This is a genomic window from Pseudomonas sp. KH_024_B2 (assembly GCF_057839965.1).
In genome coordinates, this window is the sequence record NZ_CM174502.1 from 4,283,947 (window position 1) to 4,299,971 (window position 16,025).

General features: G+C 59.8%; 18 protein-coding genes. 7 read left to right on the forward strand and 11 right to left on the reverse strand.

Features of this window, described 5'->3' with window-relative positions:
* Positions 1-70: 70 nt before the first annotated feature.
* On the reverse strand, positions 71-1,045 hold the full coding sequence (cysK, locus tag AC3I0A_RS19875) for a cysteine synthase A (RefSeq protein ID WP_489374045.1): 975 nt from the start codon (positions 1,043-1,045) through the stop codon (positions 71-73).
* A 127-nt stretch (positions 1,046-1,172) separates the two neighbouring features.
* Between cysK and AC3I0A_RS19880 the strand changes: the two genes are divergently transcribed.
* A complete protein-coding gene (locus AC3I0A_RS19880) occupies positions 1,173-2,249 on the forward strand; it encodes an AsmA family protein (protein ID WP_489374047.1) in 1,077 nt (358 codons plus the stop codon).
* Here AC3I0A_RS19880 and AC3I0A_RS19885 read toward each other — a convergent pair.
* Both AC3I0A_RS19885 and AC3I0A_RS19890 read right to left on the reverse strand, forming a co-directional pair.
* Positions 2,246-2,752: a DUF2442 domain-containing protein gene (locus tag AC3I0A_RS19885; protein WP_489374048.1), complete on the reverse strand. Its 507-nt coding sequence runs from the start codon at positions 2,750-2,752 to the stop codon at positions 2,246-2,248. The two genes, AC3I0A_RS19880 and AC3I0A_RS19885, sit on opposite strands and share 4 nt — an antisense overlap.
* The gene (locus tag AC3I0A_RS19890; protein WP_489378558.1) at positions 2,740-2,970 is read right to left on the reverse strand and encodes a DUF4160 domain-containing protein; all 231 of its coding nucleotides are present in this window, start codon (positions 2,968-2,970) and stop codon (positions 2,740-2,742) included. The genes AC3I0A_RS19885 and AC3I0A_RS19890 overlap by 13 nt, the downstream gene beginning before the upstream one ends.
* A gap of 201 nt (positions 2,971-3,171) precedes the next feature.
* Between AC3I0A_RS19890 and AC3I0A_RS19895 the strand changes: the two genes are divergently transcribed.
* Positions 3,172-4,017, forward strand: coding sequence for an AAA family ATPase (locus tag AC3I0A_RS19895; protein ID WP_489374050.1), 846 nt, complete (start codon positions 3,172-3,174; stop codon positions 4,015-4,017).
* A 33-nt stretch (positions 4,018-4,050) separates the two neighbouring features.
* Entirely contained in the window at positions 4,051-5,229 is a 1,179-nt protein-coding gene (locus AC3I0A_RS19900; protein ID WP_489374052.1) for a vWA domain-containing protein, read from the forward strand.
* A gap of 117 nt (positions 5,230-5,346) precedes the next feature.
* On the opposite strand, the gene AC3I0A_RS19905 is transcribed toward AC3I0A_RS19900, so the two are convergent.
* From AC3I0A_RS19905 to AC3I0A_RS19920, 4 genes are all read right to left on the reverse strand, one after another.
* A complete protein-coding gene (locus tag AC3I0A_RS19905) occupies positions 5,347-6,270 on the reverse strand; it encodes a 5-oxoprolinase subunit C family protein (protein ID WP_489374053.1) in 924 nt (307 codons plus the stop codon).
* Positions 6,267-6,971, reverse strand: coding sequence for a 5-oxoprolinase subunit PxpB (gene pxpB, locus AC3I0A_RS19910; RefSeq protein WP_489374055.1), 705 nt, complete (start codon positions 6,969-6,971; stop codon positions 6,267-6,269). Before pxpB ends, AC3I0A_RS19905 begins: the two co-directional genes overlap by 4 nt.
* Positions 6,968-7,720 carry a 5-oxoprolinase subunit PxpA gene (locus tag AC3I0A_RS19915; protein ID WP_489374057.1) on the reverse strand — a complete coding sequence of 251 codons (753 nt, stop codon included), beginning with the start codon at positions 7,718-7,720 and terminating at the stop codon, positions 6,968-6,970. The genes pxpB and AC3I0A_RS19915 overlap by 4 nt, the downstream gene beginning before the upstream one ends.
* Positions 7,721-7,792: 72 nt before the next feature.
* On the reverse strand, positions 7,793-9,079 hold the full coding sequence (locus AC3I0A_RS19920; protein ID WP_489374058.1) for an MFS transporter: 1,287 nt from the start codon (positions 9,077-9,079) through the stop codon (positions 7,793-7,795).
* 144 nt (positions 9,080-9,223) lie between these two features.
* On the opposite strand from AC3I0A_RS19920, the gene AC3I0A_RS19925 reads away from it, so the two are divergent.
* Positions 9,224-10,159: a LysR family transcriptional regulator gene (locus AC3I0A_RS19925; RefSeq protein ID WP_489374060.1), complete on the forward strand. Its 936-nt coding sequence runs from the start codon at positions 9,224-9,226 to the stop codon at positions 10,157-10,159.
* A gap of 157 nt (positions 10,160-10,316) precedes the next feature.
* Here the strand turns inward: AC3I0A_RS19925 and AC3I0A_RS19930 are convergent, their stop codons facing one another.
* The 3 genes from AC3I0A_RS19930 to AC3I0A_RS19940 are packed head-to-tail and all read right to left on the reverse strand — an operon-like array spanning position 10,317 to position 12,179.
* Entirely contained in the window at positions 10,317-10,859 is a 543-nt protein-coding gene (locus tag AC3I0A_RS19930; RefSeq protein WP_489374062.1) for a DUF2937 family protein, read from the reverse strand.
* An 11-nt stretch (positions 10,860-10,870) separates the two neighbouring features.
* Positions 10,871-11,647, reverse strand: coding sequence for a class II glutamine amidotransferase (locus tag AC3I0A_RS19935; protein WP_489374064.1), 777 nt, complete (start codon positions 11,645-11,647; stop codon positions 10,871-10,873).
* A 31-nt stretch (positions 11,648-11,678) separates the two neighbouring features.
* On the reverse strand, positions 11,679-12,179 hold the full coding sequence (locus AC3I0A_RS19940; RefSeq protein ID WP_489374066.1) for an MFS transporter: 501 nt from the start codon (positions 12,177-12,179) through the stop codon (positions 11,679-11,681).
* Between the two features lie 101 nt (positions 12,180-12,280).
* Between AC3I0A_RS19940 and AC3I0A_RS19945 the strand changes: the two genes are divergently transcribed.
* Entirely contained in the window at positions 12,281-14,335 is a 2,055-nt protein-coding gene (locus AC3I0A_RS19945) for a S9 family peptidase (protein ID WP_489374068.1), read from the forward strand.
* A 42-nt stretch (positions 14,336-14,377) separates the two neighbouring features.
* Here AC3I0A_RS19945 and AC3I0A_RS19950 read toward each other — a convergent pair whose 3' ends face one another.
* Positions 14,378-14,668, reverse strand: a complete 291-nt coding sequence (locus AC3I0A_RS19950) for a hypothetical protein (RefSeq protein WP_489374070.1) — start codon at positions 14,666-14,668, stop codon at positions 14,378-14,380.
* A 98-nt stretch (positions 14,669-14,766) separates the two neighbouring features.
* Between AC3I0A_RS19950 and AC3I0A_RS19955 the strand changes: the two genes are divergently transcribed.
* Complete coding sequence (locus AC3I0A_RS19955; protein ID WP_489374072.1) at positions 14,767-15,453, forward strand: spermidine synthase; 687 nt, start codon at positions 14,767-14,769, stop codon at positions 15,451-15,453.
* A gap of 48 nt (positions 15,454-15,501) precedes the next feature.
* Positions 15,502-15,876: a YajD family HNH nuclease gene (locus AC3I0A_RS19960; protein ID WP_489374073.1), complete on the forward strand. Its 375-nt coding sequence runs from the start codon at positions 15,502-15,504 to the stop codon at positions 15,874-15,876.
* Positions 15,877-16,025 lie beyond the last annotated feature (149 nt).

A 16,025-nucleotide genomic window follows, 5' to 3' on the forward strand; every position in this document is an offset into this window, starting at 1 on the left:
GCCCCTTGTGGGAGCGGGCTTGCCCGCGAAGACGCCGTAACAGGCACTACAAATCTAACTACCTGACGCCTTATTGCTGATTCTCCTGCTCGGTAAACAAATCACTGAACAACATGCTCGACAGGTAACGCTCACCCGAGTCCGGCAGAATCACCACAACAGTTTTGCCCTGCATTTCCGGAGTTTCAGCCAGACGCACGGCGACTGCCATGGCTGCGCCACAGGAAATGCCACTCAGAATCCCCTCCTCCTGCATCAATCGCAGCGCCATGGCCTTGGACTCTTCATCGCTGACCAATTCGACCCGGTCGACCATCGACAGATCGAGATTTTTCGGCACAAACCCGGCGCCGATGCCCTGGATCTTGTGCGGGCTCGGCTTGATCTCTTCCCCGGCCAACGCCTGGGTGATCACCGGCGAGACAATCGGCTCTACCGCGATCGACAGAATCGGCTTGCCCTTGGTGTTTTTGATGTAACGCGACACCCCGGTAATGGTCCCACCCGTGCCCACACCCGCCACCAGCACGTCCACCGCACCGTCGGTGTCATTCCAGATTTCCGGGCCGGTGGTTTTTTCGTGAATCGCCGGGTTGGCCGGGTTATCGAACTGCTGCGGCATGAAGTACTGAGCCGGATCGCTGGCGGCAATTTGCGCCGCTTTCTCGATTGCACCCTTCATGCCTTTGGCCGGCTCGGTCAGCACCAACTCGGCGCCCAGTGCCTTGAGGACTTTGCGCCGCTCGATGCTCATGGAGGCCGGCATGGTCAGGACCAACTTGTAGCCTCGGGCCGCCGCGACGAACGCCAGGCCGATGCCGGTATTGCCCGAGGTTGGCTCGATGATGGTCATGCCAGGCTTGAGTTTGCCGGAGCTTTCGGCGTCCCAGATCATGTTCGCGCCGATCCGGCACTTGACCGAATACCCAGGGTTGCGCCCCTCGATCTTGGCCAGAATAGTCACGCCACGGGGGGCGATCCGGTTGATCTGCACCAGCGGTGTATTGCCAATGGAGTGGGCGTTGTCAGCAAAAATGCGACTCATGACTGGGTCCTTAATACAGCATTAACGAAGCCCTCAAGGGTATGCCTCGGGCTCATGGGCGTCCAGTCGGCCGAACGACTGTCGTGCAGCGCAGTCAATGGTTTTACAAGGCTTGAGACTAAACGCCATGAACCGTCGATTGAGCTGGCCACTATGGGGCCTGGCAGGGGTTGTTCTGCTATTGGTCGCGCTGCACATCGCCCTGCCCTACCTGGTTCGCGACTACTTGAACGACCGACTGGCGAACATGGGCGACTACCGCGGCCAGGTCATCGACGTCGATCTGGCGCTGTGGCGCGGTGCCTACCAGATCAACGGACTGAAGATCGTCAAGGTCGACGGCAAAGTGCCGGTGCCCTTCGTCAATGCACCGTTGATCGACCTTTCAGTCAGTTGGCATTCGCTCTGGCACGACCACGCGGTGGTGGCCAAAGTCCTGTTCGTCAAGCCAGAGCTGAACTTCGTCGACGGCGGTGCCAACAAGCGGGCCTCGCAAACCGGTGAAGGCACCGACTGGCGGGCGCAATTGAACAAGCTGTTGCCCATTACGCTGAACGAAGTACGGATCAACGACGGGCGAATTACTTTCCGCAATTTCAATTCGAAACCGCCGGTCAACATGGACGCCAGCCAAGTCAACGCCAGCCTGTACAACCTGACCAATGTGGTCGATCTCAAAGGCAAACGTGACGCCCGTTTCGAGGGGAAAGCACTGCTGCTTGGGCATGCACCGCTGGAAACCACGGCCACCTTCGATCCGCTGGGCAACTTCGAGGACTTCGAGTTCCGCCTGCGGGCCAAAGACATCGAGCTCAATCGGATGAATGACTTCGCCTCGGCCTACGGCAAGTTCGACTTCAATGCCGGCCACGGTGACGTCGTGATCGAGGCGAAGGCCACTAAAGGCCAGCTCACCGGCTATATCAAACCGCTGCTAAGGGACGTCGATGTATTCAATTGGCAGCAGGATATCGAAAACGAGAAGAAAGGCATCTTCCGTTCCGTGTGGGAAGCCTTGGTCGGCACCACTGAAAACGTGCTCAAGAACCAGAGAAAAAACCAGTTCGCCACCCGCGTCGAGCTCAGGGGTAGCGTTCACCAGCGAGATATCAGTGCGTTCCAGGCGTTTTTGCAGATCCTGCGCAATGGTTTCATCCAGGCCTTCAACGCCAACTATGAACAATCCAGACCGTCACCTGGCTAATTTTTGCGAGTTACTTGATAGCGACCGGTTTCTTCAGCTGCTTGCAAGGTGGATGATCCCCGCTCCTGTAACGAGTCCCAACCCAGACAGGCCAGCGCCAGCGAACGAGGCACCGGCTCGCGGCCGTTACTGTAGCGGCTGATGCTACGCGTACTGACCCCCAGCGCTTCGGCGGCCTGGCTAAGTGGCAACCCGGTACGGGCTCGCCAGCCGATGAAGATCCGGGTGTTTTCGTCGGCAGCATTCTGCGCCAGAGCATCCAGGTACAACGTATCGGCACCGATCTGAATGTCCAGCTGCGGCCATTCAACGGTCCAGCCGTCATCACCCAGTTCTGCACCGGAAAACACTTGCCCATCCTGCAGCGGCAGCAGCCCCGGGAACTTGTCCAGATCGCCACTTAAATCCAGGGTCAGTTGCTGACCATCGATAAAGGTCAATGCCAGTCTGTTATTTGGCAATGCCTGTACGGCCGCCAGGCGTGGCCGTTTCATGGATGCCATAGCTTCCACTCCTCCAAAAGTTGCTCGCGATGCGCCTTTACCCATTCCAATGCCTCCTTCACGATCAGCGCGGGAGCGTGGCCCGCTATTACTTCCACTGTTAGCAGGCTGATCATCACGTCCACCCCACCACCGGTCAGGTGAACGTGTGGAGGTAAATGGTCCCTTTCCCGCAACTGAATGCGGTATTTATCGCGAAATCGATGTTTAGTAGACATGTGCAGCAAGCTATCGCCAAAATGGCGATACATAAATACTGGCCTCCAGCCCTGACTGAGTCAAGATGTGACGCCCCATTCAGAGACTGAATGAGGCGTCCGCGTTCACAGTCGACCGGGCGCCGCGTTATAGTCGGGCATGACTTTTATTTCGCCCGCCCTGCCTTGCTCAGGTCGGCGTTACCGTTCGAGGAATTGCAGATGAAGTTCGAAGGCACCAGCGCATACGTCGCCACCGATGACCTGAAGCTTGCGGTCAACGCCGCCATCACGCTGGAGCGACCATTGCTGGTCAAGGGCGAACCCGGCACCGGTAAAACCATGCTCGCCGAGCAACTGGCCGAATCCTTCGGCGCGCGGTTGATCACCTGGCACATCAAGTCCACCACCAAGGCTCATCAAGGCCTCTACGAGTACGACGCGGTCAGCCGTCTGCGTGACTCGCAGCTGGGCGTGGACAAGGTCCATGACGTTCGCAACTACCTGAAAAAAGGCAAGCTGTGGGAAGCGTTCGAGTCCGAAGAACGGGTGATTCTGCTGATCGACGAAATCGACAAGGCCGACATCGAGTTCCCCAACGACCTGTTGCAAGAACTCGACAGGATGGAGTTCTACGTTTACGAGATCGACGAGACGATCAAAGCCAGGAAGCGCCCGATCATCATCATTACCTCCAACAACGAAAAAGAGCTGCCGGACGCCTTCCTGCGCCGCTGCTTCTTCCACTACATCGCCTTCCCGGACCGCATCACCCTGCAAAAAATCGTCGACGTGCACTACCCGAACATCAAGAAGGATCTGGTCAGTGAAGCGCTGGACGTGTTCTTCGACGTGCGCAAGGTGCCGGGCCTGAAGAAGAAGCCATCGACCTCCGAACTGGTGGACTGGCTGAAACTGCTGATGGCCGACAACATTGGCGAAGCGGTGCTGCGTGAGCGCGATCCGACCAAAGCGATCCCGCCGCTGGCAGGCGCCTTGGTGAAGAACGAGCAGGACGTGCAATTGCTTGAGCGCCTGGCGTTCATGAGCCGTCGCGGCACTCGCTGATCCTTCTTTTTTACGATCTCAAGGGCGACAGCCATGCTGCTCAACCTGTTCAATGAAATGCGCGCAGCCAAGGTGCCGGTCTCGGTGCGCGAACTGCTGGACCTGATCAACGCGCTGAAACAGCGGGTGATCTTCGCCGACATGGACGAGTTCTATTTCCTCGCCCGGACGATTCTGGTGAAGGACGAACGACACTTCGACAAGTTCGACCGGGCGTTCGGCGCCTACTTCAATGGCCTGGAGAAGCTCGACGATCATCTTCAGGCGTTGATCCCCGAAGACTGGCTGCGCAAGGAATTCGAGCGTTCCCTGAGCGATGAAGAACGTGCGCAGATCCAGTCCCTCGGCGGCCTCGACAAGCTGATCGAAGAATTCAAAAAGCGCCTCGAAGAGCAAAAGGAACGCCACGCCGGTGGCAACAAATGGATCGGCACCGGTGGCACCAGCCCGTTCGGCTCCGGCGGTTTCAACCCGGAAGGCATTCGGGTGGGCGACGCCGGCAAACGCCAGGGCAAAGCGGTCAAGGTCTGGGATCAGCGCGAGTACAAGAACCTCGACGACTCGGTCGAACTGGGTACCCGTAACATCAAGATCGCCCTGCGTCGTCTGCGCAAATTCGCTCGCCAGGGCGCGGCGGAAGAGCTGGATATCGACGGCACCATCGACCACACCGCTCGCGATGCCGGCCTGCTGAACATTCAGATGCGTCCGGAGCGGCGCAACACCATCAAGCTGTTACTGCTGTTCGACATCGGCGGCTCGATGGACGCCCACGTGAAGATCTGTGAAGAGCTGTTCTCGGCCTGCAAGACCGAGTTCAAACACCTGGAGTATTACTACTTCCACAACTTCATTTATGAATCGGTGTGGAAGAACAATATGCGTCGCGGCTCTGAACGCACCTCAACCCAGGACCTGCTGCACAAGTACGGCGCCGACTACAAAGTGATCTTCATCGGCGACGCCGCCATGGCGCCCTACGAAATCACCCAGCCCGGCGGCAGCGTCGAGCACTGGAACGAAGAAGCCGGTTATGTGTGGATGCAGCGTTTCAGGGAGAAGTACAAAAAGCTCATCTGGATCAACCCCTACCCGAAAGACACCTGGGGCTACACCGCCTCGACCAACATCGTGCGCGACCTGGTCGAAGATCAGATGTTCCCGCTGACGTTGCGTGGGTTGGAAGAGGGGATGCGGTTTTTGTCCAAGTAGATTCTCGGCGTCTGTGACACCGTCATCGCGAGCAAGCTCGCTCCCACAGGGTTCAAGTCGATCACATAAATGTGGTGCAACCCGGACAATGTGGGAGCGAGCTTGCTCGCGATGCTCTTAGCGGTCCATGAACCTCTGCAAATATTCAACTTGCTGCTGATGCGCCGTCTCCTGCACCACCGGCGTCAACCGCAGTTGCATACCCGGCAAGCACTGCGCCAGCCGCGCCAGCGCCAAGGGTGTCAACGCTCCCAACCGTGGATAGCCGCCAATGGTCTGCCGGTCATTGAGCAACACGATCGGCTGCCCATCCGGCGGCACCTGAATGGCGCCCAGCGGGATGCCTTCAGAGATCATCGGCTGGCCCTGATACTCCAGCTCCGGCCCCAGCAGGCGAATGCCCATGCGATCAGCCCGACTGTCGACAGTCCAGGCTTTGTTGAACGCATCGAACAGACTTTGCCCACTGAACTCGCCGATCTGCGCACCGAGCACCACCTCCAGTGGCAGGTTCAGTTTGAAGTCCGGAATGAGTTCGCGAGGCAGTTCGCGCACATTAATGGCTGGTGGCAGGTAACTCAGCTCATCGCCTTTGGCCAACGCCCGGCCAAAGCCATCGAGGCCGCCGAGCTCTTCACGCACCACCGTGGCACAACTGCCCAACACCCTGGACGCAGCGAAACCACCTGGCGCTGCGAGATAAGCTCGAGCCCCCAGCAGTGGCTGAGTAAATTGCAGGCGCTGGCCCTTCTTCAGGCTGAAATTGCGCCATGGAGCGAGAGGCTGACCGTCAAGCAGCGCGCCAAGATCCGCCCCCGCCAGTGCGAGGCAGCAATCGTCCTGCGCCACCAGCGTGAAACCGCCGAGGGTCACTTCGATCACCGCCGCATCCAGCGAATTGCCCAGCAGCCAATTGGCCCAGGACATCGACACCCAGTCCAGCGCGCCACCCTGAGTCACCCCCAGATGCCGCACGCCGAACCGCCCGGCATCCTGCAGCAGGCACAACGGCGTGCTGGCTTCGATCAATAGACGGCTCATGCCATGTACTCCAACGGCGTGTCATCACCGCCCAGATTGATGAATTCGGCATGGCTGACAGCCTCGAAGCGCACCGTGTCGCCCGGTTGCAACAGGCTATAGCCATCACGCTGGCGATCGAACAACTTGCTCGGAGTACGCCCGATCAGGTTCCAGCCACCCGGCGATACCAGCGGGTACGCTGCCGTTTGCCGCTCGGCAATCCCCACACTACCGGCCGCCACGCGTTTGCGCGGGGTACTCAAACGCGGTACGGCCAGCGCCTCTTCCACCAGGCCCATAAAGGCAAAACCCGGCGCAAAACCCAAGGCAAAGACCTGGTACTCGCAGCCGCTGTGGCGACGAATCACTTCGTCGACCGAAAGACCGCTGAGCTCGGACAACAGGTTCAGCTCAGGCCCGACGCTCAGGTCATACCAGACCGGCAGCACATGACATTGGCCTCTGGCCTGCGGGTTCGGCTTCAGATCGGTCAAGGCCTCGGCGATCAGCTCGCGAGCCTGGGAGGGTGTCAGCGCGGTCAGATCGTAATGCACCATCAAGGTCGTATAAGACGGCACCAGATCGATCAGATTTGCGCCGAAGCCGCTGCGCAGTCGTTCACTGGCGGCGAGCATCCACGGCATGTTGTCCTCGGCGATGACGTCGAACAACCGCACCATCAGACAGTCAATTGCAACCACTTCAACCCGTGGCCTCATGATTGAGCCTGCTGGTTCAAGGCTTCGCGGATACGCCGCACGGCGGCCACCGAACTGGCGTTGTCGCCATGTACACACAGGGTGTTGGCTTGCAGGTGCAAGGCGCTGCCGTCGCTGGCGATCAGGTTGTCACCACGAGCAATGATCAGCGCCTGTTCGATGATTTTTTCCGGGTCGTGATGCACCGCCCCCGGCAACTGCCGCGAGACCAGTCGCCCGGCGCTGTCGTAAGCCCGATCAGCGAACGCCTCGAACCACAACGACACACCGTACTCATCGCCCAGGGCTTGAGCCGCGCTGTTGTCGCGGGTCGCCATCAGCATCAATGGCAATTGTCGGTCATAGGCGGCTATGGCCTGGATCACCGCACGTAATTGTTCGGGGTTGGCCATCATGTCGTTGTACATCGCGCCGTGGGGTTTGACGTAACTCACACGACCGCCTTGGGCCCGGCAAATGCCATCGAGGGCGCCGATCTGATAATGCAGCAGATCCTGAATTTCCTGAGGGGTGCAGGCCATCGAGCGGCGACCGAAACCCACCAGGTCCGGGTAGGCTGGATGAGCCCCAATCTGCACGCCGTTGGCCAGTGCAAGGCTGACCGTCTTGCGCATGATGCTCGGGTCGCCGGCATGGAAACCACAGGCAATGTTGGCGCAATCAATGAAGGGCATGACCTCGGCGTCCAGACCCATGGTCCAGTTGCCAAAGCTTTCGCCAATGTCGCAGTTCAATAGCAGGCGGTTCACACTGAACACTCCTGTAGGCTTTTGAATATTCTTGTGCGGGACCTTTCGTCAGCGTCCCGCAAAGGTTATCAGCTACTGCGCGTCGAGTTGCTTGCCGCGGGTTTCCGGCAGGCTCAAGGCCGCCAGAATCACCACACCGTAAGAAACTGCCGCAAAGGCTCCGATCCCCATGCTCAACGGCACTTTCTGGCTGAGCAGACCAATCAGCAGCGGGAAGAACGCCGCCAGTGCCCGGCCGATGTTGTAGCAGAAGCCCTGGCCCGAACCACGAATCCGCGTCGGGAACAGCTCGGTCAGGAACGAACCCATGCCGCTGAAAATCCCCGAGGCGAAGAACCCCAGCGGGAAGCCCAGCCAAAGCATCACGTTATTGCTGACCTGCAGTTGGGTGTAGAGCAGGACGATGGTGAAGGAGCCGACCGCGAACAAAATGAAGTTCTTTTTGCGACCGAGGATGTCGGTCAGGTAGGCGCTGATCACGTACCCTATGTAGGAACCGACAATCACCATCGCCAGATAACCGCCGGTACCCAGCACGCTTAAACCGCGTTCGTTCTTGAGGAAGGTCGGCAACCACGAAGTGATTGCGTAGTAACCGCCCAGAGCACCGGTGGTCAGCATCGAGGCACGCAAGGTGGTGCTGAGGATGCCAGGAGCAAAGATCTCGTAGAACTTCGCCGGATTGCTCGGTTCTTGACGGGCCTTGGCCTCGCGGTAGATTTCCGGGTCCTTGACCAGCCGACGGACGAAAATCACGAAAATTGCCGGCACGATCCCCAGCAGGAACAGCGCACGCCAGGCATCTTCTGGTGGTAACCATGAGAACAGCAACGCATACAAAATCGCTGTTGCCCCCCAACCCAGTGCCCAGCCCGATTGCACCATGCCAACCGCTTTGCCGCGATCCTTGGCGCGGATCACCTCGCCTATCAGCACCGCGCCGGCGGTCCACTCACCACCGAAACCGAAGCCCATCAAGGTGCGGCTGATCAACAACTGCTCGTAGTTTTGCGCGAAGCCACAGAGGAAGGTGAAGAAGGCGAACCACAACACCGTCAGTTGCAAAGTACGCACGCGGCCGATGCGGTCGGAGAGAATGCCTGCCACCCAACCGCCAATGGCCGAGGCGATCAGGGTACTGGTGTGAATCAACCCGGCTTCACCGGTGGTGATGCCCCACATGGCAATCAGCGTCGGCACGACGAAACTGAGCATCTGGGTGTCCATGCCGTCCAGGGCATAGCCGATCTTGCAGCTCCAGAAGGTCCGGCGCTCCTGCTTATTGATATTGCGGTACCAGCCGAAGGGACCGGAATGGCCTTCGGGCTTGGCGACGTCGACGATGTCGGGCGCACTCATGGCAAAAATCTCCACGCTAATTTTTATTGATATTGTTCTAAGTCCCGACGACGCTTATCGTGGGTTAGGCGCATTCTTCGGCGCAGGCGCCCTGCCCGTCCAACTAATAAAAACCACCCCAAGACATAAGAAAAAGTTGATCCCATGAATCTCAAGTTTCTCGAAACCTTCGTCTGGGTGGCCCGGCTCAAGAGTTTTCGCCTGACCGCGGAAAAACTCTTCACCACCCAGGCCTCGATATCCAGCCGCATCGCCGTGCTCGAAGGCGAGCTGGGGGTGAAGCTGTTTCTGCGTGATTCGCGCGGTGTGAGCCTGACGCCGGAAGGCTTGAAGGTGCTCGACTACGCCGAGAAGATGATGGACACCATGCAGGCGCTCAAGCAGTCGATCTCTACCCCTTCGAGCAAGGTCGGGCGGATTCGCATCGGTGTGATGGACACGGTGATCCATACCTGGCTAAGCCCGCTGGTGGCGGAAATGACCGACGTCTACCCCTTGGTGGAAATCGAGCTAGTCGCCGATACCTCACTCAACCTCTGCGATCAGCTGCAAAAAGGCTTCCTCGATCTGGTGCTGCAAACCGATCTGCTGCATCAGGAAACCATCCGCAGCCTGGAGCTGGCGAGTCATCCCATCGGCTGGATCGCCGCCACCAATTCGATCTACAACCGCGAGTACTCAAGCGTCGCCGACCTTGCCCGCGAGCGGATCATCACCTACTCGAAAAACTCTCGCCCCCATCAGGATGTGCTCAGCCTGATGGGGGCCAACGGCGTGATCGCGCCGCGACTCAACTGCGTGAATTCGGTGTCGGCGATCACCCGATTGCTGCGGGACGGTTTCGGGGTTGGTGCGCTGCCGCCGGTATTGGTCAGCGAGGAACTGGCGCGAGGTGAACTGACCTTGCTGGCCATCGAACAACGCCCGCCGAATCTGCAAGTGGTGGTGTCATGGCGGGTCGGAGCGGAGTTGGTCGAAGAGATTGTGGTGTTGTGTCAAAAGGTCTTGCGCAGTTATGCACAGAAGGTGGGTGAGGGATATATCGTGTTGAGCAAGCCTTTGGCCGGCGTACAGCCTTAGAGATTTCCGCTGCCTGACAGGCCGTCTTCGCGGGCAAGCGAACGTCGCCCGGCCCTTCCCACAGGGTATGCGCAAAACCTGTGGGAGCGGCGGTGCGGCGATCCGACTTGCCCGCGAATGATCTTGAGCCTGACTCGGACGCAACGATCAGCGAAATTTACAACCCCCGCAAATCCCGCTCTTCTATCGGCCGGCTCTGGCGCAGGCGTTTGCCGCCGAGCACCACCCAGTCGATCAGGCGAAACAGGCACTCCAGACCGAACGACAACAGCAACGCGCCGCCCATGCTCCAGCCCATGGCTTGGGGTGTCAGCAGGATCTGGTAGCTGTAGCCGTTCCAGGTTTCCTTGCGCACATCCGGGTCGGCAGCCAGCGCCACCTGCAACGCGCGGATGTACCACGGACCCTGCATGGCCTGGAACTGTTTATCGAGGGCCTGTTGCCGGGTTAGCAGGGTGCTCAGGCTATCGGCATCGCTGCGAAAAACCGGGTCTTCGCTGGCACGGTAATGAGCCACCAACGCCTGCATGTCGCCCTTGAAGAACTGATTGGCAGTGCCCTGAAAACCACTCAAACCGGTCTGCGCCTCGATCAGATGGGCTTCGATACGCTTGGCATAGTCACCGATGAAACCCGGCACTTGCACGCCGACCAACAGGCCCGCCGCAAACAACACCAGCCGCAGATAACTGAGCAACATATTCGACGTCCTTATTCGGTCTGGCCCTGGCTGACGCATTCGCCGCGTCGCCACAGGCTCCATTGGCCCGGTTCGTAGCGGGTCCAGGTTTCGTTTTCGGTCAAGGGCTCGGTGGCGATCACCGTCACCACGTCATTGGGTGTGGTTTCTGCCTGGAAGTCGACGATCACATCGACATCCTTCAAGCGTGCCGGGCCGAACGGCGCACGGCGAGTGATCTGCGCGAGCTTGGTCGAGCAATAGCAAAACAGCCAGTCACCATCGCTGAGCAGGCAGTTGAACACGCCTTTGCTGCGGTATTCGGCGCAGGCAGCCACCAGGTCCGGCAGCAGTTGCTCGACGTCCACCGGTTCCGGGAAGGCCTGGCGAACCCGGTTGAGTAAATCGCAAAACGCCGCTTCGCTGTCGGTATCGCCGATCGGCCGATAGAAACTGGCGACGGGCTGGAAATCGGCCAATTGACCGTTATGGGCGAAACACCAGTTACGCCCCCACAGCTCACGCACGAACGGATGGGTATTGGACAGACAGACCTTGCCGACATTGGCCTGACGGATATGCCCAATCACCACTTCGCTTTTGATCGGATAACGCTGCACCAGTTGCGCCACTTGCGAATCGCAACTGGCCGCCGGATCCTGAAACAACCGCAAGCCCCGGCCCTCGTAGAACCCGATACCCCAGCCATCTCGGTGCGGACCGGTACGGCCACCGCGTTGCATCAGCCCGGTAAAGCTGAACACGATATCGGTTGGTACATTGGCGCTCATGCCCAATAACTCACACATGCTCGGACTCTCGCTTCAATGCGGGGCAGGATTACAAACGCGGTTCGACTCGCAAACGCTGGGGATTGCCCGGAACGGGGGGACGGCCATAGCGGTCATCACCGGGGGCACCACCGAAAGGTTGATCATCCTCGGGTTCCTGCGCCGACACCGCGGCTTTCGCGGCAGCGGCCTGTTCCTTGCGAGCGTTGGAGGCGCGCTCGATGGGCCAGCGGATCAACACGAATATGAGGTAAATGCCGAAGGCGATCATGCTGTACATGAGCAGATCGGAGAGAGCGCGCCAGACGTTGTTGCCGACCTTGAACAGCAAGTCCAGGGCGGTGATGGCCACGGCCGGAGCAAACTTTTCCTTCACCGGGTCGATAATGGTCGGACTAAACAACAACACCGCCATCAGCAGGCGCAATGGCTCGCGCAACCCGCGCCACATCCAGCGGGTCATGCGCATCCACACCAACAGGCAGCCTAAAGCGGCGAAGGCGTAAAGGCCCCAGGCGATCAGATAGTCGTTCTCGGTCATGGTGTCCATGGCAAGGCAGGCAAATAGGCGCTTATGATAACGGCTTTTCGCATGTCAGGCTGCACCGCCGTCCGCGAACTCTTCTTTTGTACAACGTCCGAGAGCCATTCATGCCCTTATCCGCCAACGTTCTCGCCGCACCGATCGCCCACAAGGCTGACGGTGCCGACCCTTATGCCTGGCTGCAGGAACGCGACAGTGCGCCTGTGCTCGACTACCTCAAGGCGGAAAACCGCTATCAGGACGCCCAGCTAGCCGATCAGGCTGAACTGCGCGAGACCCTGTTCGAAGAAATCAAGGCGCGGATTCGCGAAACCGACCTGTCGCTGCCCTCGCCCTGGGGCCCGTACCTGTACTACACCCGCACCACGGCCGGTGATGAATACGCCCGCCATTACCGCTGCCCGCGCCCGGCCGATGACAGCCTGCTGGTCGATGAGAGCCAGGAACAACTGCTGCTCGACCCGAACGTGCTGGCCAACGGCGGTTTCTTCTCGTTAGGGGCCTTCAGCATCAGCCCGGACCACCAGCGTCTGGCCTATAGCCTGGACACCAGCGGCGAAGAAACCTACACCCTGTTCGTCAAGGAACTGTCCAACGGCAAACTCAGTGAACTGCCGTTCGAAAACTGCGACGGCAGCATGACCTGGGCCAACGATAGCCTGACGCTGTTCTTCGGCGAACTGGACGACACCCATCGCCCGCACAAGCTGTTTCGCTATCGCCTGGACGGCACCGCGGCCGAGCAGGTGTTCAATGAGCCGGACGGACGTTTCTTCCTGCATTGCTACCGCTCGAGCTCCGAACGCCAACTGATATTGTCGCTGGGCAGCAAAACCACCAGCGAAGTCTGGCTGCTCGACGCCACGCAACCGCAGCAGCCGTTCACCTGCATGGCGCCGCGAGTCGAAGGCCATGAATATGACGTCGACCACGGCAAGCTCGACGGCCAGTGGGCCTGGCTGATTCGCAGCAACCGCGACGGCATCAACTTCGCCCTGTATCAGGCCGCCGACAACGGCGTCGTACCGTCCCAGGATGACTGGCAGAACCTGGTCCCCCACAGTGACAGCGTGATGCTCGACGGCATGAGCCTGAACGCCTCGGCCCTGACCCTGAGCCTGCGCGAAGGTGGCTTGCCGATCATAGAGGTTCGCCCCCAGAGCCTGCCCGCCTACCGCGTGCAACTGCCCGACGCGGCCTACAGCCTGCATGTGCAAAACAGCCTGGAGTTCGTCAGCGACAAGATCCGCCTGCGCTACGAAGCCCTGAATCGTCCGGCCCAGGTCCGCCAGCTGGAGCTGGCGACTGGCGAGCAGAAAGTCCTCAAGGAAACCCCGGTCCTCGGCCCGTTCGATCCCGATGCCTATGTCAGCCAGCGCCTCTGGGCCACCGCTGCCGACGGCACCCAGGTACCGATCAGTCTGGTGGTCAAACGCGAAAACCTCGGTAGTCCAACGCCGCTCTACCTCTACGGTTACGGCGCCTACGGTGAAAGCCTCGACCCGTGGTTTTCCCATGCGCGCCTGAGTCTGCTCGATCGCGGCGTCGCCTTTGCCATCGCCCACGTGCGTGGCGGTGGCGAACTGGGCGAAGCCTGGTATCGCGCCGGCAAGCAGGAACACAAACACAACACCTTCAGCGACTTCATTGCCTGCGCCGAACACCTGATCGCCAAGGGCTTCACCACATCAAAGCAACTGGCGATCAGCGGCGGCAGCGCCGGTGGCTTGCTGATCGGCGCGGTGCTCAATCAACGTCCGGAGCTGTTTCAGGCGGCGATTGCCGAAGTGCCGTTTGTCGACGTGCTGAACACCATGCTCGATCCCGACCTGCCACTGACCGTCACCGAGTACGACGAGTGGGGCAACCCTGAAGAACCTGAAGTCTTTGATCGAATCAAGGCTTACGCGCCCTACGAAAACGTCAGTGCCCAGAGCTATCCGGCAACCCTGGTGATCGCCGGCTACAACGACAGCCGCGTGCAGTACTGGGAAGCGGCCAAATGGGTGGCAAAATTACGCGCGACCAAGACCGACAACCATCTGCTGCTGCTCAAGACCGAACTCGGCGCTGGCCACGGCGGCATGAGCGGCCGCTATCAGGGATTGCGTGACGTAGCGCTCGAATACGCATTTGTTTTTAAGGTTTTGGGCATTGCCTGAGGAACTCGGCACTGCGTCCGGCGGGCAACTGCTCTCGCAGGTCTAACCGCCGGGGGTCTTGGCTTTCTGCTGGTTTTGCTCCAACGCCGGCAAAGTCTGATCCTTGGGCGGATTGGGCATTTCAATCGGTGGCAGCAAGGGTGAGCCCGCGCTCCTGCCGCCAGCCTTGGGCACACTCATTGGCGTGATCTGCGGATACGGCGTGGGCGTCGCGGTACCCGGTAAACCGGAGACCGGCCCTGGAAAAACCGGGACAGTTTGCAGCTCTTGCGCCTGCGCTGAACTTATCGAGAGCGCGGCCAACACAATGGCCGTTAGAATGGTGCGCTTCATCTATGGCTCCGTTGCCCTTTTTGCTGATCTTCAGGCTACTCCCAACCGCTCAAGTTTGCGCTTCTCAATGCCATTTTTCCCTCCCTGATGAGAGTCCCATGAAACGTTTCGTTCTGCTCGACACCACCCCGATTCCCGATAATGGCGGTGCCTTGTGCCTGTTCGAATACGGCGAGGACTTCGTCATCAAGATCCAGGGCGGTGACGGCGGGCAACTGATGAATACCCGCATGCACGGCTCCGAAGATGCCCTGGCGGAGATTCCCTGCCGCAAGGTGGCCGGGCGGCCGAACTCGCGGGTGCTGATCGGCGGTCTGGGCATGGGCTTCACCCTGGCCGCGGCCCTCAAGCATCTGGGCAAGACCGCCGAAGTGGTGGTCGCGGAGCTGGTGCCCGGCGTGGTCGAGTGGAATCGCGGGCCGCTGGGGGAAAAATCCGGTCGGCCACTGCTCGACCCGCGCACGGTGATCCGCATGGAAGACGTGGCCAAAGTGCTGCAAGCCGAACCGCAGGGCTTCGACGCGATCATGCTCGACGTCGACAACGGCCCCGAAGGCCTGACCCAGAAGGCCAATAGCTGGCTTTACTCCTCCGGCGGCCTCAGTGCCTGCGCCAAGGCCTTGCGCCCCAAAGGCGTGCTGGCCGTGTGGTCGGCCAGCGCTGACCGGCAGTTTTCCGACAAGCTGCGCAAGGCCGGCTTCAAGGCCGAGGAAGTGCAAGTCTTCGCCCACGGCAACAAAGGCACGCGGCACACCATCTGGATTGCCGAGAAGCTCAAGGCCTGAGCTAAACTTGGTTCATAACCGTCATTAGTCTTTTACAAAGGTGAACCCATGAGTTCGTCAACGCCTCCGTCCAACACTGCCAAGCTGGACCGCATCCTCGCCGACGCTCAGCGCGACCGTGAGATGGGTTACCGCGACAAGGCCCTGAAGATGTACCCGCATGTGTGCGGACGCTGCGCCCGTGAGTTTTCCGGCAAGCGCCTGAGCGAGCTGACCGTGCACCACCGCGACCACAACCACGACAACAATCCGCAGGACGGTTCCAACTGGGAACTGCTCTGCCTGTACTGCCACGACAACGAGCACTCGCGCTACACCGACCAGCAGTACTTCGGCGAAGGCTCCACCAGCTCACCGAAAATCGCCAAGGCGACCCACAACCCCTTCGCCGCGCTGGCGGGGTTGATGAAAAAAGACGAGTAAAGGCAGGAAGTTCTTTACTGTCAGTCCAGGCCTCATCGCGAGCAGGCTCGCTCCCACACTGGATCTTCTGTGAACACACTATTTGTGAACACCAGAGATCAAATGTGGGAGCGAGCTTGCTCGCGATAGCAATTGACCAGACGACACGC